A 26,934-nucleotide genomic window follows, 5' to 3' on the forward strand; every position below is an offset into this window, starting at 1 on the left:
CTTTTAAAAAGCGGTTGACCCGTAATGCTTCGCCTTTCAAAATGCTTTTTTGCAATCAAAAGCCGGATGATCCCGCACTTAGAGAATAAGCATAGGGCTTGACCCCAATGAAAAAACAAGAAAAAAAAGCCAAGGATCAGAGTCCCCCACCCCGGGGCCAAAAGGGAAAACGGAATAAGTCCCGGACTGGAAGTCCCGGACCAAAAGTCTTGACGGGTGCCGGCAGAAAAAGAAAATAAGCAAAAAAGGAATACCGATCTTCTGCCGGCATTATGCCGAACCGTTTTAGGTTTGCACTTCTCTGCGAAAAAAATGGGGAAAACTATCTTCACGGCACTTTTGCTGTTGCTTCGGGGTCACACCCAAGCAGGCGTAAGTACCTTTTATACCCACCTGAACGCACTTCACATGTCACTAGCGCTTTTTCGTACCGGGTTTGATGCGTATGATCACAAAAATTTACCGCCCTGAAAACACCTTTTAAACTTTACAGCATCGGACTGTACCTTTAAAGAGCAACTGTTATGAAACCCCAATCCTACGGCTTCTGCGTGTTTCGCAGGCCGCTGCTTTCCAAAAACATCCTTGAAGATTTTCATGCCCGAATCCAGGACGCCCCTTCTGTATTCGAATCTGAACTACACAAAATCTTTTCTGATCCGGTGCTTTTAGAAGGACTGCAGCTAGCCTCCGGTACGCTTTACGGGCTGGCCAAAGATTTCGTAACGGGCAAACCAGTCAGCGGAAAACAGAAGCTTCTTATGAGCCTGTATAAATTTTTGATCCGGGCGGCAAGCCGCTGTACGCCCTTCGGGCTTTTCGCAGGTTACTTCACCATACAGACCGGTCAGAGCACCCGGATCCTTTTTTCAAGGCAACGCCCCCGGGCCCTTCGAAGCCAACTTGACAGCACAGCCAAACTGGCCATCAGGGCGAAAATCCTTGAAAATACAAGGCTTCGATCCCAGCTGCTGTTTTATCCCAATAGCTCGCTGTACCGGGCCGGGCAGAACTACCGGTATCTGAAAAGGCAGCAGCAATCCGGTTTCGTTTTAACGCAGGTACGCTTTGATCCGCTGCTTGAAAAGATTCTTGCAGAGGCAGCCACAGGAATTTCGCCTGCTCAAATTAAAAACCTGCTTAAAGGTGAAAACCTTGGGGTAAGACGGGCTGATGCGTATGCAGACGCGCTGATCCGCTCTCAGATGTTTACCGACAGCCTGATGCCAAAGGTATCAGGTGAAGACTACCTTACCTACCTCAAATCGGTGCTGGGCACTTTAAAATATGCCCGGCCCCTAACAGCCGCCCTGCAAAAAATCCAAACGCAGCTAGCGCTGAATGCTCAGGCCACAGAAGTCAACAGAGCCCTGACGGATTTTCTGAAAGCCGATCATCCGCTGGAAAGCACCCTACACAGCACGCTCCGGTTTCAGACCTTAAAGGCCCGCATCAGTGGCAGGGTGCTGCAAAGACTTGGCCGGCAGCTGGACGGACTATCCTTTTTAAGCCGCCCAGGCCGCAGCGAGGATCTTGATAATTTCACCAGCCGTTTTTATATGCGCTACGGCCAGCAGCCCGTGCCACTTCTTGTGGCGCTGGACTATGATTACGGCATGGGTTACGGCTCGCTGAGTGAGATGACTCAGCCCAAGCTTCCGCTGCTTGGCGGCCTTAGGGACAATGCGCCCCCGGTAAAAACACCGGAAGCTAACATCAACGATCTTGCAGGCGCGCTCTACCAGCGCGCTGTTGACAACAGGGTTCACACCGTTCTTCTGACAGACGAGCTGCTAAAAAAACATCAGAATCCTTCAGCGGCGCTGCCCTCAAGCTTTTATGTGCTGGGAAGCTTTCATGCCTGCTGCCAGCGTGCGCTTGATGCGGGTGATTTTCTTTTTGAGCTCAAAGCGCTCGCGGGCCCTTCGGCCAGTAGTCTTTTGACCCGCTTCTGCCCGGGTGATCCTGGGCTCACCCGGCACGTTGAACGGATTATGGAACATGAGAAGGCGAATGCCGGTGATCTCATCCTGGCTCAGATCGCCCATCTGCCGGCGGGTAAGGCGGCCAACATCGTTCAACGGCCGGATCTGGGCTCCTACCAAATCAGCTATCTGGCAGGAGCGGGCAATTCGGCCGGTAAAACGATCCGCACCGATGATCTTTGGCTAAGCTGCCAGGACGGCAAAAACCTTATACTGACAAGCCGGAATTTGCAAAAAAGAATCATCCCGGCCCTTAGCAGTGCGCACAATTTCAGCAGCGGACTTCCGGTCTACCGTTTTCTTTGTGATTTGGCCAGTCAGCACACCGCGTCAGTCTTCTGGGACTGGGCAGGCTACTCGGATGCGGCTTATCTTCCACGCGTGCAGTATAATCAGCTCATTTTAAGCAAGGCCAGCTGGCTTCTGACCGATGCCGAGGAGCCCAGCCCGCTGCAAAGCAAAACCGACTGGTGGAAAACGGTTGAGAAAAAACTGAACACGCCCCGGTATTTTACAGTAGGTCAGCAGGACCAAACGCTTCTGATCGACAGTAAAAGTGAGCAGGCCCTTTCGCTGCTCAGTCAGCTGCTTAAAAAGAATGGACATGTCCGCATCAGTGAATCGCTTGATAGGCCTGGTCAGGGCATTTTGAAACAAGGCGGGCAGCACTTTTCAAACGAGGTGGTGATCCCTTACTTTACCCACGCCAGGCCCGCAGTGCAGGCCGAACTACACCAGGTGCCGACCGGCGGCGTAGCGCGACGCTTCTGTACGGGCAGCCGCTGGCTGTATGTAAAATTATACTGCGCGGAAAGCCTGTCGGATCTTTTGATCACCCAGGCGCTTGCACCGCTGATGGCATCGCTGCAAAAGCAAAAAATCATCCAAAAATGGTTTTTTATACGATATAACGATCCTGAGCCGCATTTACGGCTACGTTTTTACAGCGAGAAAAAACACTTCTGGGCCCTGGTACTCGGGCAGCTTCAAAAGGCTGTGGAACCGCTGTTAGAAAGCGGGATGGTCCGAAACATGCAGACCGATACCTATCAAAGAGAACTGGAGCGCTACCCCTCGAAGCTCTATGAAAAAATCGAGTCGGTTTTTCACTGCGACAGCCAGGCCGTTTTCAGTGCACTGGACGCTGTCGGACAGGATCCTGACCGGCGCTGGCAGGCGGCCCTTTGGGCTACGGATAAGCTTCTGAGTGATTTTGACCTGGATCTGAACGAAAAAAGGATTCTGGTTGAGAAAATGCATCAGCAGTTTGCAGCCGAACTCGACGGTGATGGAACGCTGCGAAGGGTTATGGATGAAAACTACCGAGCCCAGAGACAGCGGATCGAAACGATTTTGGGCTTGGACCAACCGGTTGAAATCAGTAAACTAGCCGTCTTTTTTCAAAAGCGAAGCATCCGAATCGGGCGGCTTACAAAAAGCCCCGCACTGATCGGCGCCCCCATGCAACTACCACTCTGCACGGATCTAATCCACCTGTTTTTAAACCGCTGGTTTTTCACCCGGCAGCGGCAACAGGAATTTGTTATTTATCACTATCTTAAGAAGTATTATACCTCCGTAATGAAAAACAAAAATTCAAAAAAAATATTCCCTCAGGTTGTAAATTGTAACTGATTTTCTATTTAAATTTATCTCACCTCCTTCACGAAACGTATCTCAGAAGTAGCCCAGCAGGATTCTTTTCTTGTATTTAAATTCTGAAACGGATGAAACAGCAAATTTCCAGGCCGCTCCGCTGCCTGATCGTTGATGATGAAAGTGCGGCGCACAAAACCATTAAGTTTTACATTGGAAAAGTCCCCGGACTTGAATTTTCCGAAAGCTGCATGAACGCAGTCAAAGCACTGGAAGCAATCTCCACGCGCGAGCCCGATATTATTTTTCTGGACGTCGATATGCCTTACATCACTGGACTGGAGCTGCTTAATATTGTCGGCAGCATCCGCGCATCGGTCATTATGACCACCGCGCACGCGCGTTTTGCAATTGATGGTTTTGATCATAATGTAGTGGATTTTCTTTTAAAGCCCATCTCGTTTGAGAGGTTTCTTAAAGCGGTTCACAAAGTCCGCCAGCTGCGGGCCGCTAAGGCCGCTTCAGCTGACCTGCAGGAACCTGATGATTTACCACTGGACCCTTTACACCCTTTTCAGCTCCTTAAAGCAAACGGCGCTCCTGACCAGATCCTTCCCCACCCCAGGCATATTCCTACTTTCGAAGAAAAAAGGATGTGGATTCGCGTCGATAAGGTTATTCTTCCGGTTGAATACAAACACCTGTCGATGATCACAGGAAGCGGCAATTATGTCTCTATGTTTATCAAAGGGAAAAGGCACCTGGTCCGCACTTCACTGGGACTGCTTCTGGAGAAGCTGCCCGATTTTTTTATCAAAACGCATAAGTCGTATATAGTAAACGGTGAGCTGGTAGAACGGCTGAACGGCAATGAGATCCTGATGCACAAAGGCAAACACAAGGCGAAAATATCAAGGTATTTGAGAAGTGAAGTATTAAAAAAACTAGGCCCACTTTATGGATAGACATGCACAACATTTTCCGCTGCGTTATATGCTGCAGCCGCAGACGCTTCGGCAGCGCATGAAATACCATGCCCTGTTCTGGCTGCTGTTTATGATCTTTCATCTGCTGTACTTTGCAGGATCAAAAGAAAAAATTCATTTTGAAACGAGCTGGGTGGTCTCCTACGGGCTGTATTATCTGCGTTTTATTCCGGTTTACTATCTGGCGGCAGGCGCTTTTAGCCGTCTTACAGAAAAGTATTACGGAGTTAGCCTGATGATTCTGACCGGTATTCTGATGGTGCTTTTGATGCACGCCGCCAACGTAGCCGTTTTCTTTACGCTTGATAAAGGCTTTGGCCTAAGCACGCTTTCCAAATCCTTCAATGATATTGGAAGCCTTTACCTCGCACCTGTCAGCTCAAATCGCCTGGATGACTGGTGGATGCTGCTAATTTATGACATTACCGAAACACAGCTTCTTTTTCTTCCGTTGGGACTGAAGATGACAGGTTACGGAGCAAGGCAACAGATCGAAAAAAGGGATCTTCTTGCCGGTAAATTAAAAAATGACCTGGCCATCCTTCGGGCGCAGCCAGCCCCGCACTTTATTTTAAATACCCTTAATTCGGTTCTGGCAGAACTGCTGCCCGTCAGCGAAAAGGCGGCCACATATCTGGTCAGTCTTACCGAAGTACTGCACTTTACATTGTATGAGACAGGCAATGAAATGATTGCACTGCACAGGGAATGGGCGGCAATAAGGCACTTTCTGAGTCTGGAAGCCCGCCGCTTTGAGGACCGTCTCAAAGTCACTGTCAGGGAAAATCACCCCATCCCTACTGATAAGCTTGTACCTGTACTGATTCTTTTCACACTGGTCGAGAACGCTTTTAAACACGGGGTCTATCCTACGTTTGAAGACTGCTGGATTAACATCTCGCTCATTATCTGGCGTGATAGGCTCGAGTTAAGCATCAGAAACAGCAAACCCAAAATTTTCCACAAACCAAGCAGTCAAAACAGGATCGGCATTGGTCTTTCCAACATAAAAAAACGTCTGCAGCTGAGTTTTTTGAGCACTTTTGAATTGATAGCAACACAAACCGATGATGAGTTTCATGTTTTGCTGACGCTACCCTTTACCCAGGCTTCCGAAAATAGTCAGTAAAATCCTTACCCTGCCCGCTACCTAAAAGCGAATATGCCGCCAGCCACATCCTAAATTCAAAGCATATCGGTTACCCAGCACCACCACTGGGTAACCAAATAATAGACAGACGGTTATCAAAATGAGCCGCACCATTCTTTTCTGGGTTTATTCTTCGGTCTTTGAAGCCTTTGCGCCGTGAAAGCCCTGGCTATTCTCTGATCACAAAACGCTAAATCACCATCAGCGTTTCAAACCCGCCGGCGGCAGGTTTGGGAGGCTTCTTCGGTCTGCCCCCTTCTGCAAGCGAACCTTTCCATAGCATAAGAGTTGGCATGCTTGTGATTCCCCTTATAGCGGGTCCTGCACTACTCCCCGTAGGCTACTGGCTTTGCACTACTTCTTCTTGAAGGGCGATAATACGCGCCAGCTCGCAATGGAAGGCAAAATTTTACTGCCCACAGTTTTTACCAGCGCCTACCGGATTCCCGATTAAAAAAGCCGCCACAAACGGCTCTGATGATTCCAGGCCATCTACCGGCTAAAATTGCTCCTGTTGCATCCAGCAAATCTTCTGTTTATTAATTCAGGTTGCGCTCAGATTCATATCTTCCGGCTAAAAATTATGCCTGTAAATCAGGCTTTTGGTGCATCACAATTAAGATAAAGCAACTGTGGTCATCAAAATGCCAGCACCCCGGTCATGTCTGGCACAAAATCGAACGCACACATATCCTGATCCCAGCGTCTGGTCCCCAAGCTGTCACACCGGACGGTCTTTTAACCATTCGCACCCAGGCTCGCGGGTAAGAAGGCGATACAAAACAGACGTAGCACCTTTCAAACCACTTTAACCCCTAGTGGTCACAAAAATTTTTACACCTTTTGAACGAACCCTTGATTTGCAGCTTGTCTTATTTTTTCACAAACCCACAGACGATTATGAAAAAGCAGCAAAAACCCGTTTTCAAAGAGGTGCCACTGAATCATTTTGGAAGCCAGATCTGGCAGAAGAAATCTGAAAAATCACAGCCAGACCCGATTACGACCAGCGGAATGATTTGTACGCTGATTACGCGGAGGTAAATTCAAATAATTTCCCGGCTTCAAAAAGCAGCTCCGCATAGGGCTGCTTTTCCACTTTATTACGCCCGATGATCACTGCGGCCCTGCCGCGGATCCGTACCAGCACCCTGACGACGATAACACCCTTCTGTTTAGAATTGAAAATTTTTAGTTTTAAACTCGACGTTCTCATGATAGAAAAGCAAAATACCCTGGAATGGCTGGATTTCATTATAACCATTGCACTGGATTCTTCTGAATCCGAAGTAAGTACGATTTCTCAGGCGCAGTATGAAAACATAACAAACCAGCTCCATCAGAAAAAACAGGACTATATCGCCTATTTGAACCACCAGACCTTTACGCTTTCCAGCAGACGCAAAATCCAGCATCTGATCAGACAGCAACACGGAAGTCTTTTGGTTCTTCTTGAACAGACGGCCCGCAGAGTAACCAGGATCCATCCATTGAATGTGCTGACCATAGGTGCGCTGCAACGGACGGCGGTCTGCGTTTATGATCTTCTGATCTTTATCGAAAGCAGCTTTGCAGCGTATCTGGACCTTGATGACCGGGCACCGGATGCCTACCTGGCCCAGTTCGAAAAAGAGTACCAAAGGGGTATCAGCCTGGTAAAAAAAGAATTGGACCAAAGAAAGGCGGACCCTGTTCTGATCGGCGTCCTGCTCGAAGCACTAAGTGCGGAGCCGGGCGGGCCCATGCTAAAAAACAAAAGTTTTCGAACCGTTTCCTACCAGCGGGAGCTGCTGCTGGGGCTTAATCAGCTACTTTCCCTGAATCCGGCAGCCGACCTGGATTATGCACTGGTTGAACTTTTGGTCTATCTGAACTTTAACAGCCGGCCGTTTATGGATTATTATATTGATCATCTGTCCCGGCGTGTCCAGGCAGTTGAGCCTGCCCGGGATAAGATTCACCTACTGATGCTGCAATACAAGCGGTTCAATCAGATGCACCGAAGGCACGGCGTCAGACTCAGTCCGTTTGATTCGGATCTAAAAAAGGTTATTTCCAACTGGTTTACCCAGGAAATAGGCTTTCTCAAAGAGCAGTCCGGCTGGAGTGCTGATCCGCCCGGTGATCTGAGCGCTTTACGAACAGCCGCGGAACCAGGCGCATTGAAGGTGCTGGTGCTGCTATCGGTAGATCAGATCGGACTGATTTTGCGAGCTTTGGACTCGCTTCGGATCATTAAGGCCCGCTCGATGAATGCGGTTTTTCAAAGCATCGCGCCTTTTCTTTCCACGCCCCGTAAAGCGGATCTATCCTGGGATAGCATGCGCTCAAAATCCTACGCATTTGAAGAAAAAGACAAACTGACTGTTATCAAAGTGCTTGAATCGGTGATCACCTGGATCAAAGAATACTGACATCAAAAACAAATCCAACGATGAAAAGTCTCGAACTCACTAAACATTTCGCATCGCTATACCCCATGAGCCCCGCCTTTACAGCGGCACTAGATCAGGCGTTGACGCTAAAAAATTTTAGAAAGGGCGATCTTCTCAAACAAAGCGGAAAGACGCCTATGATCTGGTTTCTGGAAAGCGGCCTTGCCAAAGGGTACTATCAGGATCAGGAAGGAAAAGAACATGTGACCCGTTTTTGGAAACAGGGTCAGGTAATGCTGCTGGCCAGTGGACCAACGCACAGTACCGCGGCCGACCGCATCATGCTACTGGAAGACAGTCAGGTGAGTACCCTTTCGGATAGCAGCCTTCTTTTCCTGTATCATACATTCAGCGAGGCCCCGAAGATTGCAAGCAAGATTATTCTTAAGGACCGAAACCAGGGTGAGCTCAAATCTTTTCTATGCTCGCTTCCCACCGCGCAGGGATATGTGCAGTTCCAGCAGGTATTTCCAGCGGCACGCCTGATGCTGAAAGATATTGCCAGCTACCTTGAAATTTCCCCGGGCAGAATGAGCGAAATCAGAAGAAATTTTCATTAAAAAAACCCGCAATTACCCTGAAAAATAAAGCTCCATACAAAAAATAAAACGATATCCACTTACGATACAGGAAGTTACCTAAGCTATTTTCAGTCTAGTTTTATCTCCCAGCGGCCCTGGGGCAAAAGGGTTTAAGCGGCAGCTGCGCGGCCGAAGTACATGATAAATTCTAAGCGAGATGAAAACCAAAATTCTTAGGCTGATATGCCTGGCGCTTGTGTTCTTATTTTTTTACACGGCCACGGCTAAACTTTCGAATCTGGCCGTTTTTGAAAGCGAGCTAAAAAACCAGGCAGTCCCTGGCTGGTCGGTACCTGTACTGCTTTGGCTGATTCCGGTATCCGAGCTTGGCACGGTGCTCATGCTGATCTGGCCCAGGTTCCAACGTTACGGGCTTTTGGTATCCGCGGTGCTCTTGTCGGTATTCACCCTGTACATGGGCCTTGCCGTGCTGAACGTATTCGAAAGGGTGCCCTGCAGCTGCGGAGGTGTACTTAAGAATATGGGAATACAGTCCCATTTGGTATTTAATCTCTTTTTTCTTCTGCTCTCAATTTGGGGCGTTCGGCTGCTTCGATCAAAGCAAGACCCTATGCCCCTTTGACCAATACCAGAAGACGTAGCAGGCACAGCCCGGACGGCTGCCCTGTCTATGCCAGGGAATGGGCCTGAGGACCCCGCTGAAAACCTGCAAACCGAGTAAGCAAACTTCGTTTTTTTCATTTTTAACATTTCAATTTAAAGGTTATGAAAAAGCTAAAAGTTGATTTTTTGTTTGTGGCAGCATTGCTGCTGAGTGGCGGACTGGCCATGGCAAACCATTCAGGCATGGTTGCGTCCAATGTCTACAATTCCACACCCAATGCAGCCAGCCCGACCTGGACGCCAATTCCGGCCGGTGCTACCGTCAGCTGTGACAGTGATAATACCAAGCTTTGTTCGGCCTTTCAGGATGAAGAGGGTAATATCTCTGAGCCTGTACGGGGAAGAGCTTCTTTGTAAGAGCATCACAGCCGCGTCAAATCGTTGTTAAGGGTAGGCCCGCCGGAAATCCGGCGGGCTTTTTTCAGGTGCCGGGCTAAAAAAGATAAAATTGATTTACGGGTTTTGCGCAATGTCATGCGTTGCAATCTCATCGAGCGGGATTCGGAACAGATACCTTTTGTCGCCGGGTTTCAGCATGTAGACCTGGGAGGAAAATGTTCTTTTTAAGGTCTGCGCAAACTGCGGATCCTGATTTAACCGCCTCAGATCACTCCACCGGAGCCCCCGGCCGACGAGCTGCTTTCTTCGCTCGGAAAGAATCAGGTTGAGGACCTGCTGCTGGGATCCGGCTGCATGCGGGACAAAGGCTCCTTTCACCCAGCGGGTCTGCAGAAGCTCATCAAGCAGCTGCACGGCTGCAGCCAGCTGGCCGGAGCGGGCCAGACATTCCGCGCGGATCAGGTAAAGCTCATCAGTGCTCAGCCCCTGGAAGGGATAGATCGTGCCGGTATAGGAGCCTTTAAACTGAAGCTGACCGGTAAAAAATAAATGCTTTCTCAGATCCAGATCATCGTAGCGTCCGATCAAAGCCGAATCAGCAAAAACAGCCTGATTGGCAAGAAACGTATTATTGGCGCGCAGGTAAAAGATCACCTCGGGATTCGGCACATTGAGCGTCACCGGAAAGGGCAGACTCGAACCCGCTTTAAGGGTATTATAGTCCAGCAGGGTCTTTTTTTCAGCCAAAGCCAGGGATGCCTGCCCTAAGGCGCTGCTGTAGTCCTGCATGGAAAGATAAATTCTGGCCAGAAGCGCACAGACGGCCACCTGGCTCGGACGCGTCAGCAGCTGCGGCGTCTGATCCAGCAGAGGCCGTGCGGCCTCAAGATCAGCAATGATCTGCGCATAGGTCGTTTCAAGCGAAGCCCTGGGCATCAGAAGGTTGATATCTGAGGACAGCGGAAGCGGGATGCCGGCCAGCGCCGTGGCGCGGGCCCGATCGTACGGTGCAGCAAACTGCTGGGCAAGGTTGTAAAAAGCCAGCGCCCTAAAAAACAAGGCGCTTCCTTTCAGATTTCGGTAAGCCGGACTCTGGTTTTCTTCGCTGAGGCTTTCAAGCCCTTCAAGCACGACGTTACAGGTAAAAACCTGTTTATAGGGAATATCCCAGTCGCTGAGTTGTCCGGCAATCTCATCACTCCAAAGGTAAGTACTGCGTACGGGCTGCGCCAGGTTGTTCCATCCCGTTTCGCTTACCCGGAAATCGCCGTCAGCGGCCAGTGGTAAAAAAGGAGCCACGTTCATCAGACTGTTAGCATTGTCCAGCAGCGCCTGATAGTCACTGACCGTACGCGGTACCAGAAGTGACTGCTGCGGTTTTTTGTCCAGAAACTGCTCCTGACAGCTGCAGAGCAGCACCGCAAGTACTAGAAAGATAAAGCATTTCATATCGTAACATTTAATATTAAAAATCAAGTTTCAAACCTATGCTCAGCGTGCGCGGCAAAGCGTAAAGCGCCTGCGCGTAATCCGGATCAAGCTTTCCCTTGGAGGCTTTCCATAAAATTCCGAGGTTGTCGGCATAGACATAAAGCTGCGCGGTTGAAAAAGGGAAGGCTGAGCCCGTCTTTTTGGACCAGTTATAACTTAGATTTACATCCTGAAGCCGGACATGATCCGCTTTTTTAACCAGACCCTGCGAAAGCAGGTAGAAATTATCGCGGTTACTGTCCGGGAATGCCGGCTGGGATGGAACCTGGGTCCGCTGCTCGTCGCCTGGTTGCTGCCAACGGAGCCCGTAATCGCCATGCACGGTCAGTCCATCGGCAAGGTCCGAGTAGGAAACAGATCGTGCGCGGTAGAAATAGCCCAGCCGGTAGGTCATGTTGACAGAAAGCGATAGCGCCTTCCAGCTCACGGTCTGGCGAAAAGCGCCGAACACTTTCGGCCGCGCCGGGCCATGATAGATCATCTGCGAAGGATCGGCGGAAAGTATGGCCGCATAGTCTTTGCTGACTTCCCCGTCCACATAACCCAAAGGATCGCCACTCAAAGGATCCAGCCCTGCCCAGCGCAGACTGTACAGGGCATACAGCGGCTTTCCTTCCAAAGGATAGGTCCCGGCCCCATCCCCGTTTCCCAGGTAAAAAACAGCCAGCGTGGTTTCATCGTACTTTGTGACCTTATCGGTAACCTGGCTCATTAGCAGCATACTGTACCATTTAAACTCCTTGTCAAAAATCCGCGCCTGAACGGAAAGGTCAATCCCCTGTCCTTTCGTAGCAGCATAATTTCCTGTGAAGGTCTTAATACCCGATGAGCCCGGATAGGGCCTGACGCCGATCAGGTCAATCCCTTTTTTATGATAGTATTCCAGACTGCCACTAAAAACCCGGTTCCGGGTGTCAAAGTCAACGCCGGCATTAAATGTCTGAATCCGCTCCCACCGAAGGCTGGGATTGGGAGGATTCTGGATGGTGGCATACGTTGCCCCGGTAGCAGCATCACCCTGCGCGCCGAAGGCGGCAGTGGTGAAAGCCGAAACATTTTTGTTGCTGTTGCCACTCGAACCGTAGGTGGCCCGCAGTTTCAGATAGGGAAGCCATGCTGCGTGGTAGAAAGGTTCCTGGCTCAGGTTCCAGGCCAGGCCCGAGGAGAAAAGCGGGACCCCTTTGTCATTGGTTTTCACCCCGAAAAGATTACTCTGGTCTAGCCGGGCACTGGCTGAAAATACATAGCGTTTTTGGAAGGTGTAGGCCGCATTGGCGTAGTAAGAAAGGTAGCGGTCCGACTCCCCTGTTTTTGTATCCAGATACGGAATTCTGCTGCTATTGGAGGGGTTAACAAAATTTGGAAAAAAGGTCACGTAGTCGACCGCCTTGCCCGTGGCGTACGCATTATCATAGCCGTATACCCGGTAGGTACTGCCATTTCTTGCCAGGTCGCGAAGTTCTGCGCCTGCGATGGCCGACACCTCATGCCGGCCCCAGCTCTGGCTGTAATCCAGCTGGCTGCGAAGGTTATGGGATTGATATGCGCTTGTCGCCTGGTCCAGGATCCCTCCTGCCGGAATGGGACGGACCAGGGTTCCGCCCGCGCCGATCGAGCTGAAAGAGTTTACCAGGTTACGCGCTGTAAAGGTGGCAGCGCTATAATAGTTTCTGCCCTCACTGATGCCGCGCGCGTACTGGTAGAGAATATTGGCCCGTAGTGCCTTTGAGATTCTATAGTCTGCCGTCAGATTCATGCGGTAATCCGTGAGTTTTACCTTATTATCAGCAAGACTGATTTCCCTGATCGGATTATAGCTCCAGTCGAGCAGCCCAATTCCTGCCGCCTTCTGCACGAAGGAAAGGCGGTTCTGCCGGATCAGATCCAAAGGATTGCCGCTGCCGTCCGCCAGTCTTGCATACGGGTACATGGCCGTTCCTGTGTAGCCGGTCAGCGCGTTGGTATAGGTGGGCAGCCCCTGACTGTTTTGGGTGCTGGTGCTCTGTATGAAGTAGATTCCCGCAGTCAGGTCCAGACGCCTGCTCACCGCATAGGTGTTACTGGCATTAAACGAAAAACGCTCGTAATGGTTACCCACCTCGCTGGCGCGGCTGCGGTCATAGCCGCCGGAGAGAAAATACCGGTTTTTGCTACCGCTCCCTTGAATTCCCAGCGAATACTGCTGATTCAGGCTGGGCTGATACAAATATTTCTGATAATCGTTTCTGACATCGATCTGTTTAAAAGCATCCAGCTGCTGCTGGGCCTGCTGCGGTGTGATCGTCTTATCGCGGGCAGCGATCAGCGTCTCAACGGCCGGCGTGAAAGGGTACTGCCGGATATTTTTTTCAGCATTGCTGTAGCTTCCCGCTTCAAAGCGCAGCCGCTCGTTTTCAATGAAATCTGCGGCACTGGTCTGAGACTGATAGAAAAGATCAGGCATTTGTCCGGCCGTAAAATTGGTATTAAAGCTGATTTTCGGCGCTGCATCGATTGCCCCCTTTTTGGTGGTAATGACAATGACACCGTTTCCGGCCCTTGCCCCCCAGATCGAGGCCGCAGCAGCGTCCTTTAAAACCGTAACGCTTTCCACATCATTGGGGTTCAGCGTACTTAGATCCCCCTCATAGGGAAAATTATCGATGACAATCAGCGGCCGCGCAGATGAATTGATCGTGCTTTGCCCGCGGATCAAAAGTCCCCGGGCTGAACCGGTTCCCCGGTTGGTGATCAGGCCCGGCACAAGATCATTAAGCCTGCTGATCACATCGGTACTGACCCTGCGGTTAAAAAGCGCATGGCTGACACTGGAAAATGAGCCTGTGGCCCGCTCGCGGGGAACAGTCTGATAGCCCGTGGAGACCACCACTTCCCCAAGCTGGTTGGCATCCGGTGAAAGTGCGGCGGTCAAGTCTGTCTGCAAAGGAAAACGAACGCTGATTTCCAAGGTACGAAACCCGATGTAAGAGATCTGAAGCCTGGCGGAAGAATCCACAAGCGCGATCTGAAACCGGCCTTTTTCATCCGTGGTAACGCCCTGACTGCCGCCTTTGACCTTCACCACTGCCCCGGGCAGTGCAAGCGAGTCGGAGGCGGAGACAACCATGCCCCTGGCGATAAACTGGCCACTCGCTGAAAGAAAAAAGCCCGGTAGCAAATAGAAGGCAAGAAAAAAAGTAACGTATGTTCTCATGTTGGAATAATAGAAGTGAAGGTTAATTTTCTGCGGAGGTATCCATCCGAACACGGTCTTTGATCACCAAAATTTCCACGCTGTCCACGGTTTCAATCAGCCTGAGATCGTAGCGAGAAAGGCCGCGGTTGACATCTTCCAGATCAGAGAATTTCACATCCAGCGCTAAATCAATTTCTCCCTGATACCCTGTGTGATCAGCGATCGGCATCGGCGAGCTGTTCATATAGATCCCGTTCAGGCCCACCAAAAAATTTTCCATCGTGGTGCGCTGAGCCTGATAAGAAAACCCGTCATAGGACACTTTTCTTTGCTCAGACCTGCTTTTGATTTTATCAGAAGCAGATGTTCTGACCAGCGCGAGCACCTTCATTTTTCTTTTTTCGACCCTTGCTTCATACTGGGGAAACAGGCGCCTGAGATCTTTTTGCACCATGGCAAATCCACTGTCGGCCAGCTGCGCCGGAACGACCAGTTCATAGCAGTAGCTATGCTGCGGCATCCACTCCCGTGCCGTTTTTCCCATATGAAAAAACTGGCTGCTGTCGCGCACTTCAATCGAGATGGAGTTATCCGAAAAAAAGCGTCTGGCCCTGCCGTACGCGTAGCCGTACATCGAGCGGAGATTCTCATTACAGTAGGTAAGCCGCCAGTTCTGGCCCTTCACTCTGGGTTTAAGAAAAGAGGTCCTGGACTGCATTCCCGGGATGTAGCCTGTCAGAAGCGCATGGTAATTTACCTCTCCGAAGGCGGGTAACTTCTGTTGGCCGATAAATTCAAAAAGCGGCGTGGTATGCGGGTCATAGGACAGTCGGGGCTCATCTTTTTTCTCAGGCAGAAAAGCAGATAAGCTGCTTAAAACCTGCTGTATTTTCGCCGCTGTAATCTCTTCCAGTCCCGTAACGGCCCTGAGCACCCCTTCCTGGTCAATCCACACGTAATGCGGAACGCCGCTATGCGGAAACAACAATTTTAGAAGGGTATCACCCACCACTTCCGGGCCCTGTATACGCATGCCGTTTCGTCTGGCGAGTTTCTGGCGAAAAACAGCAATCTGCTCCGCGGTCTGATAGCTTACGGGCAGAAACTGCACCTTCCCCTCAAACTGCTTTTCAAGCGAGTCCATCCGCGGAATCATCATGACGCAGGGCTTGCACCAGGTCGCCCAGAAGTCCAGGATTAACAGCTTTCCTTGAAAGTCTGATAGCTTGGCCTTGCCGTCCTTAAAGCGGAGCACCTGGCCCAGATCCACGTCTGGCACCTTCTGTCCGATGATTGGAACGGTAGCGGCAGACTGGCCGACTGCCGGTTTCCAGCACCAGAGCAGGATAAATAAAATCGTAAAGTAAAACAAGTCAGGCAATAGTCTGCCCAGGGAGCAAAAACGTGCGTTCATTGCAACAAATAGAATAGGAAGTGAAAACAATAGATTTCCGGTTCGAGTCTAAACTGGGCTAAACCTAAAAGAAACGAAGAGCCTGAACACCGAAATAATCGGATACAGCAAAACAATCAGGAAAATCAGATTTTCAATCAGGCGGACAGATCACCAGGGCAAGAATAGACATCATACGCGCAATTTGGTTTGTGCTAAAAAAAAGCAGCGTGAAACAAAAGGCAATAAAATCAATTGAGTCTCGAAAGGATGCGGCAAAACCTTAAAGGACGTGAGACTCAACTTGTTTCATTAGAGGTACTGGTAGAACCCTGGAACGACTAGCCGAGCTCACGCCTAGGCCGCGATCGATTTAACTTGGCCCCGTTCCAAAAATTACCTGTTTTCTAATTGGAATGCTACACAGTTGATTCTATTTTTTAAGAAATATCAAATTATAAACAAATATATGAAAAAACAAAAAGTCAGCCAAATGGTTTACTTTTTATTTTCAAAATTTCTTTTGATTGCACACATGAGTGCAAAACTGGATGAAAAAGACTTATTAGTTAAAAACGCTATTGCCAAAAGGATCAAAGAGCTCAGAAAGTCCTCTGGTAAGAAGCAAAATCATTTTGCAATCGAAAATCTGGAGAAAGATAAACAAGCACTACACCGATTAGAATCTGGAAGAGGAGCTTCAATTTACAGTATTAACAAATTCTGTAAATCTATTGACATCAGTTTAAAAGACTTTTTTGATTCCCCTTTATTTTAGGGCAAAAGTAATTCATTTTAAAGGTAATATTAAGAATTAGTTCATGATCAGGATAGCTGGAAGCTAATTCGATTCTAGATTTATATGTGTCAAAATTTTGCTTGAATCGATGAATTGAACAAACTGAATATAGATAGTCCTATTAAAGTGGTTCTTCGTCAGATTTGGTAAAACTTTGGTAGACCTTTTAACCATTATTTGGTCGACCAGATTGATTCAAATGTGTATTTGCTTTTTTTAAACATCTATTTTCTGCGCCTTAAAATAAGTAGAAATTCCTGCCTTTTGGTACTCATTCCATCGAAATTATGGCAACTCGCTGTGGTTTTCAATTGTTACTGGTTCCGCATCCATGAAAAACTTCACGATAATGATGAAGAAACAGTAGGGAGAGGAATATCCAGATTATAATAGACATATAAATTCTAACAATATTTTATTGATGATATCATGTTCTTTCCGGTGGAGAAAAGTCAGACGTTCTCACTATGTTACTTTATGAATCGGCTCTTAAACAAGACATGTTTTATTGTTACAGCCATTAAAATGAAAACGGAATCGGGCAAGATTCTGGACGACGAAGTGTTTGAAACAGTTTCACTAAACCGCTTGCTTTACAGATGCCACTTAAGAAATTTGATCGGGAAAGTTATCAATAGAAGAAGGGCAACACTTTTTTTAACCACAAGATTAACCTCTGTATATTCGCCGAAGTGGTGAATTCTTAGACATTGCTCACAATCCAAAATGGGAAATACAAATTGCAGGTCATTGCTAATAAAAATTGCGGGAGGTGGTTTTTGAGTATCGAGGGAGGAAGGGGTTGGTGGCGGAGTTTTGATACGTTAAATAACTTTGTGGGTACAAAGCGCGAGTTTAGTTTGATAATTTCAAATAAAACATCCAATATGGCTAAATTCTTTATTTAAAGTTAAAGTTATGGAAGTGTTTGAAATTCTTTGTGTAGATTATAATGATGAGTATAAGTTAAAAACTGCATTTGATTTTACCTCTTATTTAATTTCAATAGATGAAATTTGGGAATCTCCCAAATTAAATAAGAATAAAATTGAGGACATGAATAACTCATCGGTAAGTATAGAGCAAATCGACAATCAAACAAATAATTCGAATACAAGCATATTTCAGCTATCCTTTTCCGGAGAATCAAAATACTTGGAAAAGGCACGATTGATTGTGTTAGAAAATTTAAGTAAACTAGGCATTAAAAAAGATAATTCCTATGTTCTCAAAGATACTATATCAAAACAGATAGCATCTCAATTATATCCACTAATTAATGAAGTCGAATCCTCATTGAGAAAATATCTAATAAAATTTTTTGTTAGTAAAATAGGCACCAGTTGGTGGAATTTAACCGTCAATTCCAGAACAGCCACGAAAGCTGATAGTAGAACTGACAATGAGAAAGCCTTTGTAAAATTCATCGATAACAAGATTTATTTAATTGATTTCGGCGATTTAGGGAAAATGGTTTACTCAGACTTTACTACTCTATACGACAAAACCAATTTAATAGCCCAGATATTAAAATTGGAGGAGACAGTGGAAGCGTTAATAGACTTAAAAAAAGGGTTGGAGAGCAATTACACTAAATTCTTTAAAGATACATTTAAAGCCAAGGGCTTTGAAAACAAATGGAAAACCTTGGAAGAAATCAGAAACAAAGTGGCACACAATAATTTATTTACGAATTCAGATTTGAAATCCGGAATGGCTTTACATAGCCAACTAATGGATATTATTTATGCAGCAACTGCCAAAATAGAAACAATTCAATTAAATGAAAATGAAGTTGAAGCATTCAAGGATGATATTTCCAAAAAATCTAATGGATGTAAAATTCACGTTATTTCTTTTGCAGTAGATGGCTATACATTTAACGTTTCAGATAATGGAGGAAGGATTATACTGAACGGAGGATTTTATAAAACCAAGGAAGAGTGTTATGATAATTTAAGATCCCTTAGCTTAATTATGGCTGATAAGTCAAATTTTCATAAATACCAATCTGGCATGACTACAAGTTTTGTTATAAAAGATAAATGTGGAAATGTTTTGGCAAACAGCACTAAATTATTATCAGGGCTGGATTTGGATAGAGACATTGATTTTCTTCAAAATAATTATAATCGTGCTGAAATTATTGAAATTTCATCTCCACCCAACTGACTTCAATCTTCTATATAAAATGGCAATAAACTGATATCAATTAATTGCCACGCCGTTATTTTAAATGAAATTCTCTGACAACTTCAAGTTATGGTGGTGGATATTACTACTATTGTCTACCGCCTCTATTTTGGGATATAGACTTGGTGACATTACCTCTGGTAATGCAACTACTAATGATTCATTTCTTTTAGGATTGTTTGTTGCAATGATGCTAGTACCAATATTTGCTGAAATGGAATTCTTAGGGATAAAGCTTAAACAAGAAATTGATGAGCTAAAAGAGTCAATTAGGATTCAGTTTGGCGACATTAAAAGCGATATTAGAAATAGTCAAAATCAAACCTTAAACGCAACTTTTCACAGCTTCGGGCCACCACCATCAGAAAATAAATTATCTGAGTTGAAGCAAGAAATTGAAATCATTAAAAGCAATCCTGAATTAGTCGAAGTTGAGAAAGAAGGTGTCGATTCAGATATACCGACGGATGATAACATTGACTTATTTGTTGTAAGATATAAAATTGAAAGGATTGTTAATAGATTGTTTGCCTATTTTTTCCCAGATATCGCTAACAACCAGCGAATGTCTCTATTGGAACAGATTTCACAACTTTCTCGATCTGGATTAATCAATAATGACGTAAAAACAGTACTGCCAAAAGTACTTGCTACATGTAATTATGCAATACATGGTCGACCATTGACAAGAAAACAAATTGATTTTGTAAAGGATAATGCAGATGTTGTAATTAGTGCACTAAGTGCCACTTACGAGAATCGAGATATGTTCTAGCTATCCTCATGTAATTATTTTGCCCCCAGCCGCACAGCATTCAGCCTGTCCAGATTTGCGAAAAGCAAAACAGACCCGGCTAAATGCTCTTCCTAACGCACTTCGGCCACAGGCGTAAGGTTGTTCATATTTTATCCGTTCTCTCGTTTCGCGCGTAATCTGCATAAAAATGCAGATGAGTGCTGAAAAAGGTTTCAGCACGCCCTGGTCAAACCCGCTCTTTTCCCACCGCGCAATCCAGCCGCACAAAACGAGTTTATACGTCTCCTTTCCTTGTCTGCTCCCGGCCGTGCAAAAGCTCACGCCAGCCATAAAAATGGCTGTCATGCCTTTTGCGTAACGGTTCCCGAAGGGGCGCGGGAGCAGCCTTCGTTCAGTCGGCGGGGCGGGCCATGTGCTTTCATTGCGGGGTTCTAATGTATGGCCCGCCCCTTTCAAATTTCTGTGCGCCCCCTGTGGCCATTTGCCGCACCCCGCACCCCCTTCTGCGGCAAATGGCCCGGGCGCCTATCCAGCGGCAGTCCTATCCAGCGGCAGAAGAACATCCAAGTTGTTATTATTGATCCATCCTGCCAGACAATCGACAAACAAATTTCAATCCTTGTGACCAAATTGCTATTATGCGTCTAAAATACATCTCTGGCGTCTTCGGATTGTCAGTATGTGTTTAAATTTAAAAAAGATCAGAGTCTTGCTTTGGTCTTTTTTGTTTTTGAAACTCGACCGAATGTTAAAACGTTTGTCTACCTTTAAGTTTGGCGATAGATCGCCACAAATGAGGGTGTTTTATAAAGGTTCGGAGTTTGTCCTCTGGCTTCTTTTTTGTCTAATGCAGATATAATCATACTCATTTGCAGCAAGTTGACAGGCCTACTAATACTCCTTTCAAACAGCAGCTCTTCACCTCAAAAGATTTGGTTGACAATGACACACCGTCTTATACTGCGAAAATTACCATAACAGAATAACGAAAGTTACGCTCGGTTTGGAAAATGCAAGGGCGGCTAAAAAAGCCGTCGTTTGAAAAATATCCACCGTGAACGGTAGTTTTTTTAACGCAGACCCTTGCACGAATCCAAACCTAACACGTCACTACCGCGCAATTCTGGTACGGTTCCAGAAGGTTAACTTTAATAGTATGGACACGCTTGACAAACTGTATGCGCTCCAACAGAGTTATCATCCAACACCTCGAAAGTGCAGAAAGAGCTGAACTCCGCCAAGTCACCAGCTGCAAAAGTTCTTCTAAAAACGAAGTACGCTGTGCTTCGTAAAATTCATGATCAGGTTTCAGACCTGGTAATCCCCTACTGATATGAATCGCAAAGTTCAGGAAAAAGCTGAACGCCGGATACGAGGTATCCGGTTCGTTCCATCCTTGCCATTGTCCGGGATCAGGCTGGAATCAACCGGTTTTCAAATCGGGCAGGAAGTTAATATTGCTGTAATTAACGGTCAAATCATAATCAGTCCATAGTCCAGGTCGGGAGTTAAAACTCCCGACTTCTTTCAATTGACAGAAAAAAAATAAAAAGACTCAACTTCAATTCTTTTTTTGTAAAATGAATTTTAGTGTTATCGGTATTCGATCATCGAATGAGGAAAATTTAATGCCGTTTCATTGGTTTCTCTCCATGTATGAACAAAAACACTTCCCAACGAACCCTTGTTTTCTACCGGCCAATAACTCTCAATACCAAGCATACTCGTAAAAGCAGTTCCAGTTATTTTTATTTTATTGTTTTCAATAAAAACACTCAACCGGAGTTGCCAGAATTTGACTTCTTTTCCTTTGGTAGTAACCAGACCCAAATCCTTATTATAGTTGTCAATTTCGTAAGACCGGTCATTTAGATATGATACGAACTCTTTGACTGTTGTTTCCTGTGACTTCGTACTGTCGACGGTCAAAATGATTTGTTTTGCATTCTTTGGAGGCTTCTGAGCATTTGAAACGAAAGGAAAAATAGTGACTACGAAGAAGAAAAGAAATGCTTTCATGATAGAGGTTTTATTGAGTAGGTGTCAAAGATAGAATTAATAATCATCAGCTGAGCAGTAATTATATTCTCCAAATCCACACCGATCGATGGCAGGCATTCATATCGGCAATACGAAAGTTACGCTCAGCCTGAAACTTGCAAGGGCAGACTAAAAAGTCTGTCCTTAAAAAATCTCCACCCGGAAAATCGGGTAGTATTTTTTAATGCAGACCCTTGCAGGAATCAGCCTTATCACGTGCAAACCGCGTAATGCCGGTACGAAGCTGGCAGGTTTAAATTCTTATAATATGAACAAGGCAAGTAAGAGAATCGTCAAATTCGATAAGAAAGTGAAGAAACAAATCAAAAGGTTTGAAGCTGATATGAGAAATATTAGGATGACTGATGGAGAATGGAATAGGTTGCACAGTATCCGAGATCACCGTAAGCAATTACGTGAAGAGATCTTTGAACTTTTATATCTTCCTTAAAAAAGAGGCTTCGGCCTCTTTTTATTTAATATGGCGACGGAAAGTAGTTTGACCCGATCCGAATCTTGGATAATGGACAGTCCAAAGAAAATTACCTTTTCCTTGGTCGCTACTGAACTTCTGGCGTTGAACTCCCGCCGTGCCAGGCGTTATGTCGGCCACAAAAAAACCGCCAAACGCCTGGCCCGGTCGGGTTTGGTAAGAACTTGAAAGGCTATGCGAGTTAGCACCTTTACGGCAGTCACACCGCACAAGTATTACGAAATATACGCTCGAACGAAAGATGCAAGGGTACGTTGCACCAATCATCCCTAACACGTGAAGCGGGGTGCAATGCTATGTGGTATTAGCAGGGTTAAATATTTATAGAAATGGAAAATGAAATTTTGTATCAGAATTTGAAAGAGTTAGAGGAAATGTTGGGATTAGAGGTTGGATTTTGGAATACGTTTACTTTAAAGGATATTGAAGTGAGTGACAATAATGAAAGGAAGGTAGTTGAATTAGGAAAATTATTGGAGGAACTACATTTTGTAGTTAGGAGAACGTTATATCCTGGTAGGTATTAATCTTTGGGGGCTTCGGCCTCCTTTTTTTTGCTCAGATTCATCTCTTTTACGCTGGCTTAAAAGCCAATTAATTTGTAGCTCGACTGAAAATTCACAGCATCTCGACGTCCAAAAGAGATTACCTTTTCCTTGGTCGCTACTGAACATCTGGCTTCGAAATCCTGTCGGCCTAGGCGTCTGGCAGCGAAAAAAAAGCTGCCAGCCACTTGCCCGCCAGGTTGGTCGACAGGGAAACACCTTTTAGCCGCGGCGTTCGCCATCGCACAGCATCCACACCGGAATTAGCAAAGTTACGCCCGGTCTGAAACATGCAAGGGCGGGCAAAAAAGCCCGTCCGAAAAAAAAATCTCCACCCTGAAAAACGGGTAGTATTTTTTCCCGGCTGCCCCTTGCATGTATCAGACCTAACACGTACGGCCGGGCCTAATGCCGGTGCGGTGCCAGCAGGTGAAACAGTAGCACACATGGAAACTTACTTGAAATTGATCAGACTTGAAGAGTACCTTGCAGAAGAAGTTAGATGGATTCAATACAATCTGGATCTGCAACAGGTAAGAGATGAAGAATATAACAAGCTGCCTGGAAAGTTACAGGTTTGCGAGCAATTGCACATTCAGGTTCGCAGAATGGCAGTAGCGTTTTAGGAAATGGGGGCTGCGCCCCCATTTTTTTTTTGTTTTAGATAATAATTTCCTTCTTACTATTCCCATCTTGCCCCTTCGGAATAAGCGGTACGTCTGCATCTATCTCATCATAGGTAACAGATATCACCCCGAGAATACCTTCAGTTAAATTTAGGTTGTTGTACATCACGAAGTACGATTCTAATTCTTCATAATTCCCTACCCGATCGGTCAAATACTGAGATAAGTCTTTGGTAGGTAAAATGAGGATACCGCCAATGATATTCTTCTCTATCATTCCCACTGCCATTTTGTTTAAAGCGCGGTGAGACGATGATATATTACCAGTCTCCCATTCAAGCGCGAAATGACCAAATTCAGTCTTAATAACGGAATCAATCGGTCCGGGAGCCATACCGTTGACAATCTTAATTCGTTGTTCGTGTAGCCAGTCTCTCTGCCCTAAATGGACAATCAAATTATTTTTTATGGGCTTTACTCCATTTCCCCTTCTCACAGGATTAATCTTAAAATTCTGACTGGAAAACGGATTATTGACTAATGCAATACCATCTCTGATATCTTTTAAAATTTCCTGAAACTTTTCGGATTCGGAAAAGCTTCCTTTACTAATAAAGAAATTTTCTTTAACTATTTTCATTTTTATCTGAGAGTTTAGTTTCCAACTCAGACATCATATTTGATAATGAAATGTCTAGCCCTATCGCCAGTTTATAAAGGACATTTAATGAAGGTTGGCGTTTACCGCGTTCAAGTAATGATATGTAAGTTCTATGGAGGTCGCACTTTTCAGCAAGCTTTTCTTGGGAAAGGCCGTTTTTTTCTCTTAGTGTCCGAAGTAGGGAAGCAAAAGCAATGTCAATATCCATGTCTGAAATAATTGGGCAAGGATATAGGTATTCAAATCAGATATCAACAGACAATAGTCTGCAATAATTTATATATTTGTGCATTCTAGTACCATATTAACAATATTATGGCAATCCAATTATTTGAAACCTTACGAATTACCAATAGAAGTCAAGCACTTAGCTTTGCTGAACAAACTGGGATTAGCTTCCATCTTTTAAAATATTACAACGATAACAACATACTGCCATCAATATCAGAAATCGAATCTATTGCCAAAATTTCAGGAATTAGCAAATCGGTCTTAATGCTGTCTATGGGAATCATTTCCACTGAATTGATGGAGGAACTCGCAATTAATGCAATAAAAATCGGAGACCTACTTAAAGTTGACAATAAACCAGGTTTACAAGAAAAAACCGAACTTAAACCTCAATTAGTTACAAGTTATGGGTCACTTTTTCAAGCGGACTGTAACACAGTTTTACAAAGCATGCCGGATAATTCTGTCGACTTAATTTTTGCGGATCCGCCTTTTAACCTTAATAAGCAGTATCCTTCAAATATGAACGACAATCTTATTGAGAAAGAATACCTTGCATGGTCTGAAAAATGGATCGACGAATGTATCCGGGTTTTGAAGCCAGGTGGCAGTTTCTTCTTATGGAATATTCCCAAGTGGAATACCTATTTATCAGATTATCTAAATCAGCGGCTTACTTTTAGACATTGGATTACCGCAGATATAAAATACAGCCTTCCAATTCAAGGAAGGTTATATCCGTCACATTATTCTTTACTTTACTACTGCAAAGGGAAAAAGCCTAATTATTTCAATTCGGACCGCTTACCTATGGAGATTTGCCCGAAATGTAAAGGCGACCTCAAAGATTATGGCGGATACAAAGACAAAATGAACCCCAAAGGTATTAGTATGACGGATGTTTGGTACGACATTCCGCCAGTACGCCATACTAAATACAAGAAACGAAAAGGCGCTAATGAGCTATCCATTAAGTTAATTGACAGAATTCTTGAAATGGCAAGCCAACCAGGTGATGTCGTTTTTGATCCCTTCGGTGGGAGCGGCAGCACATACGTTGTAGCAGAATTAAAAGAACGAAAATGGATAGGTGTTGAAATCGGCCCTGTAGATGATATTTTAGCTCGTTTCCAAGAAATCGAATCTGAACGCCCATTACTTTCGAAGTATCGCAACGGCTACAATAGGCTCTTTACCGCGGAAAGCGCAATTGATAGGAAGAAACGAGGACTTTGGACTGATGAGAGTTTCAATACTTTAAAGCCGTTACTATTAGATTTTTAAATTGACAATCAACTGACAAATATCAATTAAATCTATTCCTCCCAATTAAATATATGCGAAGTTTAAATGAACTTGAAAAAGACTTTTGTAGAAGAATCCTTGCGTTAGATGCAGCAAAAATTGAAGATCCAAACAGTTTTTTAAATTTGACCACAGTTGTTACTGAGTTTGTTGGAGATGTCTCGATAGTAATCAACAGCGAAGAAAATAGTGTTATTATAAAAAGGCTTGGTGGATTTGTCAATGGAGTCCTTCAGGTTAATATTCGGGAAAATGATTCTGTTATTCGAACCTTAGTTGTTGCAATTAATCTTCTTATACTACTTGAAAAAGAGGCTTACATATCTTTATTTCATATAATACCCGCACAGCGAAATGTCGTTTTTGGACCTTGGGTAGCACAGGTTGAGCATTCATCTAGTCCTATGTATGATACAACATTAATGACAAAAATCATAGAATATGCTACCAAGGAAATTATCATTTCTGATGAGTTTAGGAGATTTTGTAATGAAGGATTTATTGCCAGAGACGAACAGAGGTTTGCTCAGCAAATTGACCGCGCAACTACATCTGCCTCTAATTCTTCAATATCCGCTAGAAATTCATCAAGATCTGCACGCAATTCCACAATTGCTTTGTATATCTCTACGAGTGCACTGCTGTTATCGTTATTAGTTAACTATAACAATCATATCGAATCAAAAAAGTCAGTACCAAAAACAATCGTGGTCGAGCACAGGCAAATGGATGGTTTAGTATCTAGGCTGAATTCTATCAATAATAGTATTGATAGTTTAAGAGTAAATAACCTTACACGAGTCGCTCCTTCCAACCCCCTTTCTGATCCAAAAAAACCGAGAAATAGATGAATTAAGAACCATCACTGTTACAAAATTTCTTCTAGACTATTATCGGTATACTTCAAGGCTATAATCACTCCAAATCAAACAAAGTCAAAAGATCCGGCTTCGGCCGCTCATATGGCATAATCGCTCCCGGCTTGTTTGTTTCAACCTTTGCACTGTAAATCCCATCCATCACGCGGTAAGTTGTTAGCTTTTCGTCTGGATATTTATATTTCATAAGATCCGTCATTTCCGTCTGTGTCAAATCCGGAATCAGCCAGGCGGTCGCTGCGTCTCCATCCAATATCAACGGCTGACGTTGGGCGTCGTTATGGACTTCTGCCATCAACGCGCTTGCGTCCGTTTGTAAGCGGTAACTAACAATGCACCAAAAATGGAAATTAGGAGTGCACCAAAATTGGCAACAGGAATGCACCACTTTGGCAAATATACATGGGTTAATTTTGGGGTTCAAAAAAAGTCTTTCTGTTTTTCATTCGGTAACTTTTTCCACTCATACTGATCACGTCGCATCTGTAAAGCAATCGGTCCAGTAAAGCCGTTGCAAGCACTTCGTCATCCAGCATTTTGGCCCATTCCGTTGCCATTTTATTGGTTGTAATAATAAAACAGGTTTTCTCGTAGAGCAGGTTGATGAAGTTAAACAATGAGACCGCCTGACTTTTTTCTACTGGAAAGAGC

Annotated in this window: 27 protein-coding genes; 16 read left to right on the plus strand and 11 right to left on the minus strand. The window is 45.3% G+C overall.

Annotation, left to right across the window (positions count from 1 at the left end; translation table 11 throughout):
• Positions 1–524 precede the first annotated feature (524 nt).
• From BMY70_RS04585 to BMY70_RS30820, 4 genes are all read left to right on the plus strand, one after another.
• Positions 525–3,620, plus strand: coding sequence for a lantibiotic dehydratase (locus tag BMY70_RS04585; protein ID WP_090332439.1), 3,096 nt, complete (start codon positions 525–527; stop codon positions 3,618–3,620).
• A 92-nt stretch (positions 3,621–3,712) separates the two neighbouring features.
• Positions 3,713–4,546 (plus strand): LytR/AlgR family response regulator transcription factor, encoded by an 834-nt coding sequence (locus BMY70_RS04590; protein ID WP_090332440.1) that lies wholly within the window; start codon positions 3,713–3,715, stop codon positions 4,544–4,546.
• The gene (locus BMY70_RS04595) at positions 4,539–5,696 is read left to right on the plus strand and encodes a sensor histidine kinase (RefSeq protein WP_090332443.1); all 1,158 of its coding nucleotides are present in this window, start codon (positions 4,539–4,541) and stop codon (positions 5,694–5,696) included. The genes BMY70_RS04590 and BMY70_RS04595 overlap by 8 nt, the downstream gene beginning before the upstream one ends.
• Positions 5,697–6,617: 921 nt before the next feature.
• Entirely contained in the window at positions 6,618–6,761 is a 144-nt protein-coding gene (locus BMY70_RS30820) for a hypothetical protein (protein WP_177196956.1), read from the plus strand.
• Here the strand turns inward: BMY70_RS30820 and BMY70_RS04600 are convergent.
• Entirely contained in the window at positions 6,748–6,933 is a 186-nt protein-coding gene (locus tag BMY70_RS04600; protein ID WP_090332446.1) for a hypothetical protein, read from the minus strand. The genes BMY70_RS30820 and BMY70_RS04600 overlap by 14 nt on opposite strands.
• Between BMY70_RS04600 and BMY70_RS04605 the strand changes: the two genes are divergently transcribed.
• From BMY70_RS04605 to BMY70_RS04620, 4 genes are all read left to right on the plus strand, one after another.
• Complete coding sequence (locus tag BMY70_RS04605; RefSeq protein ID WP_090332448.1) at positions 6,932–8,131, plus strand: hypothetical protein; 1,200 nt, start codon at positions 6,932–6,934, stop codon at positions 8,129–8,131. The genes BMY70_RS04600 and BMY70_RS04605 overlap by 2 nt on opposite strands.
• A 20-nt stretch (positions 8,132–8,151) precedes the next feature.
• Entirely contained in the window at positions 8,152–8,712 is a 561-nt protein-coding gene (locus tag BMY70_RS04610) for a Crp/Fnr family transcriptional regulator (RefSeq protein ID WP_143072054.1), read from the plus strand.
• A 178-nt stretch (positions 8,713–8,890) separates the two neighbouring features.
• The gene (locus BMY70_RS04615; protein WP_090332452.1) at positions 8,891–9,316 is read left to right on the plus strand and encodes a MauE/DoxX family redox-associated membrane protein; all 426 of its coding nucleotides are present in this window, start codon (positions 8,891–8,893) and stop codon (positions 9,314–9,316) included.
• A gap of 143 nt (positions 9,317–9,459) precedes the next feature.
• On the plus strand, positions 9,460–9,714 hold the full coding sequence (locus BMY70_RS04620) for a hypothetical protein (RefSeq protein ID WP_090332454.1): 255 nt from the start codon (positions 9,460–9,462) through the stop codon (positions 9,712–9,714).
• A 96-nt stretch (positions 9,715–9,810) separates the two neighbouring features.
• Here BMY70_RS04620 and BMY70_RS04625 read toward each other — a convergent pair whose 3' ends face one another.
• The 3 genes from BMY70_RS04625 to BMY70_RS04635 are packed head-to-tail and all read right to left on the minus strand — an operon-like array spanning position 9,811 to position 15,776.
• On the minus strand, positions 9,811–11,145 hold the full coding sequence (locus BMY70_RS04625) for a RagB/SusD family nutrient uptake outer membrane protein (RefSeq protein ID WP_090332456.1): 1,335 nt from the start codon (positions 11,143–11,145) through the stop codon (positions 9,811–9,813).
• A 16-nt stretch (positions 11,146–11,161) separates the two neighbouring features.
• On the minus strand, positions 11,162–14,380 hold the full coding sequence (locus BMY70_RS04630; RefSeq protein ID WP_090332459.1) for a SusC/RagA family TonB-linked outer membrane protein: 3,219 nt from the start codon (positions 14,378–14,380) through the stop codon (positions 11,162–11,164).
• Positions 14,381–14,402: 22 nt separating this feature from the next.
• The gene (locus BMY70_RS04635) at positions 14,403–15,776 is read right to left on the minus strand and encodes a TlpA family protein disulfide reductase (RefSeq protein ID WP_090332461.1); all 1,374 of its coding nucleotides are present in this window, start codon (positions 15,774–15,776) and stop codon (positions 14,403–14,405) included.
• Between the two features lie 448 nt (positions 15,777–16,224).
• On the opposite strand from BMY70_RS04635, the gene BMY70_RS04640 reads away from it, so the two are divergent.
• The 3 genes from BMY70_RS04640 (at position 16,225) to BMY70_RS04650 (ending at position 19,522) form a co-directional block, all read left to right on the plus strand.
• Complete coding sequence (locus BMY70_RS04640; protein WP_218148577.1) at positions 16,225–16,533, plus strand: helix-turn-helix domain-containing protein; 309 nt, start codon at positions 16,225–16,227, stop codon at positions 16,531–16,533.
• Between the two features lie 939 nt (positions 16,534–17,472).
• Complete coding sequence (locus BMY70_RS04645; protein WP_090332463.1) at positions 17,473–18,726, plus strand: HEPN domain-containing protein; 1,254 nt, start codon at positions 17,473–17,475, stop codon at positions 18,724–18,726.
• Between the two features lie 130 nt (positions 18,727–18,856).
• The gene (locus BMY70_RS04650; RefSeq protein ID WP_177196957.1) at positions 18,857–19,522 is read left to right on the plus strand and encodes a hypothetical protein; all 666 of its coding nucleotides are present in this window, start codon (positions 18,857–18,859) and stop codon (positions 19,520–19,522) included.
• Positions 19,523–19,528: 6 nt separating this feature from the next.
• Here the strand turns inward: BMY70_RS04650 and BMY70_RS04655 are convergent, their stop codons facing one another.
• Entirely contained in the window at positions 19,529–19,849 is a 321-nt protein-coding gene (locus tag BMY70_RS04655; RefSeq protein ID WP_090332468.1) for a hypothetical protein, read from the minus strand.
• A 988-nt stretch (positions 19,850–20,837) separates the two neighbouring features.
• Between BMY70_RS04655 and BMY70_RS04660 the strand changes: the two genes are divergently transcribed.
• Positions 20,838–20,999: a SymE family type I addiction module toxin gene (locus BMY70_RS04660; protein ID WP_090332470.1), complete on the plus strand. Its 162-nt coding sequence runs from the start codon at positions 20,838–20,840 to the stop codon at positions 20,997–20,999.
• A gap of 98 nt (positions 21,000–21,097) precedes the next feature.
• On the opposite strand, the gene BMY70_RS04665 is transcribed toward BMY70_RS04660, so the two are convergent.
• Complete coding sequence (locus BMY70_RS04665; protein ID WP_090332473.1) at positions 21,098–21,523, minus strand: hypothetical protein; 426 nt, start codon at positions 21,521–21,523, stop codon at positions 21,098–21,100.
• 843 nt (positions 21,524–22,366) lie between these two features.
• Between BMY70_RS04665 and BMY70_RS04680 the strand changes: the two genes are divergently transcribed.
• Positions 22,367–22,564: a hypothetical protein gene (locus BMY70_RS04680; protein ID WP_090332478.1), complete on the plus strand. Its 198-nt coding sequence runs from the start codon at positions 22,367–22,369 to the stop codon at positions 22,562–22,564.
• Between the two features lie 169 nt (positions 22,565–22,733).
• On the opposite strand, the gene BMY70_RS04685 is transcribed toward BMY70_RS04680, so the two are convergent.
• Positions 22,734–23,030 carry a hypothetical protein gene (locus BMY70_RS04685; protein WP_090332481.1) on the minus strand — a complete coding sequence of 99 codons (297 nt, stop codon included), beginning with the start codon at positions 23,028–23,030 and terminating at the stop codon, positions 22,734–22,736.
• Here BMY70_RS04685 and BMY70_RS04690 point away from each other — a divergent pair.
• Positions 23,029–23,208 carry a hypothetical protein gene (locus BMY70_RS04690; RefSeq protein WP_090332483.1) on the plus strand — a complete coding sequence of 60 codons (180 nt, stop codon included), beginning with the start codon at positions 23,029–23,031 and terminating at the stop codon, positions 23,206–23,208. The genes BMY70_RS04685 and BMY70_RS04690 overlap by 2 nt on opposite strands.
• A gap of 34 nt (positions 23,209–23,242) precedes the next feature.
• Here the strand turns inward: BMY70_RS04690 and BMY70_RS04695 are convergent, their stop codons facing one another.
• On the minus strand, positions 23,243–23,848 hold the full coding sequence (locus tag BMY70_RS04695) for a BglII/BstYI family type II restriction endonuclease (protein WP_090332486.1): 606 nt from the start codon (positions 23,846–23,848) through the stop codon (positions 23,243–23,245).
• Positions 23,835–24,077: a helix-turn-helix domain-containing protein gene (locus BMY70_RS04700; RefSeq protein ID WP_090332489.1), complete on the minus strand. Its 243-nt coding sequence runs from the start codon at positions 24,075–24,077 to the stop codon at positions 23,835–23,837. Before BMY70_RS04700 ends, BMY70_RS04695 begins: the two co-directional genes overlap by 14 nt.
• A 107-nt stretch (positions 24,078–24,184) precedes the next feature.
• On the opposite strand from BMY70_RS04700, the gene BMY70_RS04705 reads away from it, so the two are divergent.
• Together BMY70_RS04705 and BMY70_RS04710 are read left to right on the plus strand one after the other, a co-directional pair.
• On the plus strand, positions 24,185–25,384 hold the full coding sequence (locus tag BMY70_RS04705; RefSeq protein ID WP_090332492.1) for a DNA-methyltransferase: 1,200 nt from the start codon (positions 24,185–24,187) through the stop codon (positions 25,382–25,384).
• A gap of 53 nt (positions 25,385–25,437) precedes the next feature.
• A complete protein-coding gene (locus tag BMY70_RS04710) occupies positions 25,438–26,256 on the plus strand; it encodes a hypothetical protein (RefSeq protein WP_090332494.1) in 819 nt (272 codons plus the stop codon).
• 64 nt (positions 26,257–26,320) lie between these two features.
• Here the strand turns inward: BMY70_RS04710 and BMY70_RS04715 are convergent, their stop codons facing one another.
• Together BMY70_RS04715 and BMY70_RS04720 are read right to left on the minus strand one after the other, a co-directional pair.
• Entirely contained in the window at positions 26,321–26,671 is a 351-nt protein-coding gene (locus BMY70_RS04715) for an SOS response-associated peptidase family protein (protein ID WP_374754691.1), read from the minus strand.
• Between the two features lie 19 nt (positions 26,672–26,690).
• Positions 26,691–26,934, minus strand: a 244-nt coding sequence (locus tag BMY70_RS04720) for an ATP-binding protein (protein WP_177196958.1), incomplete at its 5' end; no start/stop codon positions are given.

Origin of the sequence: Dyadobacter koreensis (assembly GCF_900108855.1) — a bacterium.
Lineage (GTDB): Bacteria > Bacteroidota > Bacteroidia > Cytophagales > Spirosomataceae > Dyadobacter > Dyadobacter koreensis.

Coding starts and splice junctions, on each gene's coding strand:
- BMY70_RS04585 (WP_090332439.1), top strand. CDS start 525: ATGAAACCCCAATCCTACGGCTTCTGCGTGTTTCGCAGGCCGCTGCTT.
- BMY70_RS04590 (WP_090332440.1), top strand. CDS start 3,713: ATGAAACAGCAAATTTCCAGGCCGCTCCGCTGCCTGATCGTTGATGAT.
- BMY70_RS04595 (WP_090332443.1), top strand. CDS start 4,539: ATGGATAGACATGCACAACATTTTCCGCTGCGTTATATGCTGCAGCCG.
- BMY70_RS30820 (WP_177196956.1), top strand. CDS start 6,618: ATGAAAAAGCAGCAAAAACCCGTTTTCAAAGAGGTGCCACTGAATCAT.
- BMY70_RS04605 (WP_090332448.1), top strand. CDS start 6,932: ATGATAGAAAAGCAAAATACCCTGGAATGGCTGGATTTCATTATAACC.
- BMY70_RS04600 (WP_090332446.1), bottom strand. CDS start 6,933: ATGAGAACGTCGAGTTTAAAACTAAAAATTTTCAATTCTAAACAGAAG.
- BMY70_RS04610 (WP_143072054.1), top strand. CDS start 8,152: ATGAAAAGTCTCGAACTCACTAAACATTTCGCATCGCTATACCCCATG.
- BMY70_RS04615 (WP_090332452.1), top strand. CDS start 8,891: ATGAAAACCAAAATTCTTAGGCTGATATGCCTGGCGCTTGTGTTCTTA.
- BMY70_RS04620 (WP_090332454.1), top strand. CDS start 9,460: ATGAAAAAGCTAAAAGTTGATTTTTTGTTTGTGGCAGCATTGCTGCTG.
- BMY70_RS04625 (WP_090332456.1), bottom strand. CDS start 11,145: ATGAAATGCTTTATCTTTCTAGTACTTGCGGTGCTGCTCTGCAGCTGT.
- BMY70_RS04630 (WP_090332459.1), bottom strand. CDS start 14,380: ATGAGAACATACGTTACTTTTTTTCTTGCCTTCTATTTGCTACCGGGC.
- BMY70_RS04635 (WP_090332461.1), bottom strand. CDS start 15,776: ATGAACGCACGTTTTTGCTCCCTGGGCAGACTATTGCCTGACTTGTTT.
- BMY70_RS04640 (WP_218148577.1), top strand. CDS start 16,225: ATGAAAAAACAAAAAGTCAGCCAAATGGTTTACTTTTTATTTTCAAAA.
- BMY70_RS04645 (WP_090332463.1), top strand. CDS start 17,473: ATGGAAGTGTTTGAAATTCTTTGTGTAGATTATAATGATGAGTATAAG.
- BMY70_RS04655 (WP_090332468.1), bottom strand. CDS start 19,849: ATGACAGCCATTTTTATGGCTGGCGTGAGCTTTTGCACGGCCGGGAGC.
- BMY70_RS04660 (WP_090332470.1), top strand. CDS start 20,838: ATGAATCGCAAAGTTCAGGAAAAAGCTGAACGCCGGATACGAGGTATC.
- BMY70_RS04665 (WP_090332473.1), bottom strand. CDS start 21,523: ATGAAAGCATTTCTTTTCTTCTTCGTAGTCACTATTTTTCCTTTCGTT.
- BMY70_RS04680 (WP_090332478.1), top strand. CDS start 22,367: ATGGAAAATGAAATTTTGTATCAGAATTTGAAAGAGTTAGAGGAAATG.
- BMY70_RS04690 (WP_090332483.1), top strand. CDS start 23,029: ATGGAAACTTACTTGAAATTGATCAGACTTGAAGAGTACCTTGCAGAA.
- BMY70_RS04685 (WP_090332481.1), bottom strand. CDS start 23,030: ATGTGTGCTACTGTTTCACCTGCTGGCACCGCACCGGCATTAGGCCCG.
- BMY70_RS04695 (WP_090332486.1), bottom strand. CDS start 23,848: ATGAAAATAGTTAAAGAAAATTTCTTTATTAGTAAAGGAAGCTTTTCC.
- BMY70_RS04700 (WP_090332489.1), bottom strand. CDS start 24,077: ATGGATATTGACATTGCTTTTGCTTCCCTACTTCGGACACTAAGAGAA.
- BMY70_RS04705 (WP_090332492.1), top strand. CDS start 24,185: ATGGCAATCCAATTATTTGAAACCTTACGAATTACCAATAGAAGTCAA.
- BMY70_RS04710 (WP_090332494.1), top strand. CDS start 25,438: ATGCGAAGTTTAAATGAACTTGAAAAAGACTTTTGTAGAAGAATCCTT.